Consider the following 3,630-nt stretch of genomic DNA (forward strand, 5'->3'; position numbering starts at 1 on the left):
TGCGGCGGTTGCGGACGATCAGCCGCAGCTGCTCCGGGTCCAGGTCGTCGGTGTCCATCCCGGCGGCGGCCAGCCCGTTGATCATGTCCTGGTCGACTTGCCCTCGATGTAGCTGTACGAACCGCGGCCGAAGCCCGCGGTGGTGACCAGGATGCCCTTGATCGCGCCGTGGTGGCGGACGGTGGACTCCAGATCGCGCACCGCCGTCGGCGGCACGGTCTTCTTGTAGCGCTTCGCCTGGATCACGATCTTGCCGCCGGTCACCGGGTCCAGGTCCTCGGCCACCACGTCCACCCCGACGTCGCCGCTGCGGGCCGTGGTCATCACCCGGAAGCCGCGCAGCCGGAACAGCTCGGCGATCAGGTCCTCGAAGTCCAGCGGGTCCATCTCGAAGAGGTCCGGTTCGTCCTCGCCGCCGTGCCCGGCCAGGCTCCCGCCGACGCTCTCCGGGCGGCGGTCCGGCCGCACCTCGTCCAGCCGCTCCGGGCGCGCCGACAGCCGGCCGCCCAGGCCCTGGAAGCAGTCCACCGGGGCCACCCGGTCCAGCGCCAGCGCGGCGAAGCCGGCCCGGGTGGCGGTCAGGGTGGAGAGGAAGCGCTCCGCCTCCCGGCCGGTCGCCGGGTCGATGCCGAGGACGAAGCCGTTCAGCACGACCGAGTCCAGCAGCCCGTCCCGGTCCGCCCGGAACACCTCCGCCGCCACCCGCAGCGCCGACTGCGCCAGCACCTCCCTGTACAGTGCCTTGCGCTCCGTCGCCGGCCGGGCCACCTCCGCCTCGCGGTCGTCCGACTTCACGTACCGCACCCGCGCGGCCGCCGGCACCACGTCCGGCCCGGGCAGCTCCCAGTCCACCACCAGCTGGCGGCTCCCGGCGTCGAACGCCGCCACCAGCCGGTGCGGGAAGCCCTCCGGCCAGGCCGCCGAGGCGTACAGACCGGCCGTGAAGTACTCCTGCACCGCCTCCGGCTCGCCCGCCCGCAGCCGGCGCAGCAGCTCCTCGGTCCGGGCGGCCAGCTCCCGCTGCTGCCGGCGGGCCTGCTCGGCCCCGGCCAGGTACTCCTGGTGGTACGCGGCCAGCCGCTGCTGCCGGTCGGCCTCCCGGGCCTGCGCGGCGTACCAGTCCTGCTCGAACCGGGCCCGGGCCTGGGCCAGGTACTGCTCGTACTGCTGGCGCACACCCCGGTTGCGGGCCTGGACCGGGTCCGGCGGCGGCACGAAGTAGTGGGCGGAGGACTGGTCCGGCATCGGCACCGGCTCACCCAGCGGCCCCGGATCGAACGGCGGCACCGCCGGCGGCGCCAGCAGGGCCTGCGGCCCGAAGGCCGGCGCGGCCAGCCCGGCGGCCAGCAGCCCCCTCAACTCCTCGACCCGGGCGTCCAGTTCGGCCGTCCGCCGGGCGGCCTCCGCCTCCCGCGACTGCTGGTAGGCGCGCTGCGCCTCGCGCTCGCCACGGGCCGCCGCCTTCTGCGTCTCGCGCTGCTCCCGCTCCCGGCGGCGCTGCTCCGCCGCTTCGGCGCGCCACCGGGCCTCCTCCCGGCGCTGCTGCTGTCGCTGCGCCTCCGCCCAGATCGCCAGCACCCCGCTGCTCCGCCGCCCCGACACCGTCCGTCCACCCCATTCGCCTCGTGCCGACTGTCGGGCCCGCGGCACCGCCTCCCGGCCGCGCCGCCGACCGCGCCCGCAACAATAGAGCGTGAACGCCCCGTGCGGCCAAGTGCTCCTGAGCAGGGGGCCTTTCCGTCGTGGAGGCGGACGCGCCCGACGCGGTACCGACGGTCCTCGGGCGGCTCCGGCGGGCCGAGGGAACGGCGGCGGGCCCGGCCGGCGTTCGTCGCCGGCGGGGCCCGCGGTCGTCCGTGCCGTCGCGGATCCCACCGGCCGGGCCGCCTGTCGGTGGCACCGGGTAGGGTCGACGGCTACCGGCGGTAAGGAGAAGGCGTGACGATCCCCCCACAGCACCCGGAGCACCAGGCCCACCCGGGCGGCTGGATCTCCACCGGCCTGAGCTGGCGGGACGGCCGCGCCGTGCTCGGGGCCGCGCGCGGCGCCCAGGTGCACGAGCGGGCGGTGGCGCCGGGGGCGGAGGTCGGCTGGCTGCTGGGCGGCCCGCGCCGCTGCGTCGGGGCGTGGCTGGCCGGGGCGACGGAGCGCACGCCGTGCCCGCACCACGCGGTGATCGACCCGAACGGCGGCGCGACCCAGTGCCCGGCCTGCCAGAGCGTGGACCGCGGCCTCGCCCTCGCCCGGGACCAGATCCTCGACGACGGCCGCACCTACCTGCTCTACCTCGCCTGGTTCGGCGAGGGCCTGCTCAAGGTAGGCCTGACCGCCGAGCAGCGCGGCGACAGCCGGCTGCTCGAACAGGGCGCGCTGGCCTACGCGTTCACCGCCCGCGGCGCCCTGCCGGCGGTCCGGCGCGCCGAACTCACCGTCGCCGCCTCGGGCCTGGCCCGGGAACGGTTCAAGTCCCGGCTCAAGACCGAGCACTGGTGGTCGCACGGCGACGCCCCGCACCGCCGTGCGGTGCTCACCGAGGCCCGCGCCCGGGCGCACCGGCTGCTGGACGGCCACGCCGTGGAGCTGCTCGCCGACCGCCCGGTGGTCGACCACGTCGAGCGCTACGGCCTGGTCGGCGGCGCCCCGGAGGCCTACCGGGAGATCACCGGGCTGGCCGACGGTGCGGTCCTCGCCGGCCGGCTCCGGCCGCCGGTGGGCCGGCACCTCTTCCTGGACCAGGCCGACGGCTCCGGCCCGCTGCTGCTGGACACCCGGCAGCTCACCGGCTGGACGCTCAGCCCGGTCACCGGCCGCGGCCCCGCGGGCCTGACCCTCCAGGAGCGGCTGCGGCCGCCGGAGCCGGACACTCAGGAGGCGCTGTTCTGAGGCCGATCGGGACCGCTCCGACCAGCATGGTTGCGTAATAAAACCACGAGGCCTAGCCTCGGCCTTGCGGTTTTATGTTGCTACCACCTTGGAGTGAGCCCAACCATGATCGCCGCCCACGAGAGCTTCGACGGCACCTTCCCGTACCGGCCGCACTTCAGCACCGCCGCCGGCTTCCCCCAGCACTACGTGGACGAGGGCACCGGCCCCGTGGTGCTCTGCCTGCACGGCGAACCCACCTGGGGCTACCTCTTCCGCGACCTGGTCCGCCGCCTGGCCCCGACCCACCGGGTGGTCGTCCCCGACCACATGGGCTTCGGCAAGAGCGCCACCCCGGCCGACCGGACCTACTGGCTGCAGGACCACGTCGACAACCTGGAGGCGCTCGTCCTGGACCTCGGCCTGCGCGAACTCACCCTGGTCCTGCACGACTTCGGCGGGCCGGTCGGCATGGGCCTGGCCGCCCGCCGCCCGGAGCTGATCGCCCGGGTGGTGAGCGTCAACGGGCCCACGCCGTTCGGGCAGCCCGGCCTCGGCGCGGCGCTCGCCGCCAACGCGGCCGAGTCCCCGTGGTTCCGCTGGATCGTGAGGGCGCACGCCGAGAGCAGCCTGGAGGCCGTCCTCGGCGAGCTCGGCCACATGATCCTCGGCGTCCAGAGTTCGCGGCTGGTCACCTACTTCCCGACCGAGTGGCACTCGCGCAACAACATCAGCTACGTCACCGCGAACCTGATCGCGATGAAGGAC

At 75.4% G+C, this 3,630-nt stretch carries 3 protein-coding genes; 2 read left to right on the top strand and 1 reads right to left on the bottom strand.

What is annotated here, in order from left to right:
* Nucleotides 1-81: 81 nt before the first annotated feature.
* Nucleotides 82-1,578, bottom strand: a complete 1,497-nt coding sequence (locus tag AB0E96_RS39520) for a restriction endonuclease (RefSeq protein WP_359831458.1) — start codon at nt 1,576-1,578, stop codon at nt 82-84.
* Nucleotides 1,579-1,938: 360 nt separating this feature from the next.
* On the opposite strand from AB0E96_RS39520, the gene AB0E96_RS39525 reads away from it, so the two are divergent.
* Both AB0E96_RS39525 and AB0E96_RS39530 read left to right on the top strand, forming a co-directional pair.
* On the top strand, nt 1,939-2,883 hold the full coding sequence (locus AB0E96_RS39525; protein WP_359831460.1) for a DUF2797 domain-containing protein: 945 nt from the start codon (nt 1,939-1,941) through the stop codon (nt 2,881-2,883).
* Between the two features lie 93 nt (nt 2,884-2,976).
* Nucleotides 2,977-3,630: alpha/beta fold hydrolase (locus tag AB0E96_RS39530; protein WP_359831462.1), on the top strand; the 654-nt coding region annotated here is incomplete at its 3' end.

This window comes from Kitasatospora sp. NPDC036755 (assembly GCF_040636595.1).
In the GTDB taxonomy this organism is placed as follows: Bacteria; Actinomycetota; Actinomycetes; order Streptomycetales; family Streptomycetaceae; genus Kitasatospora.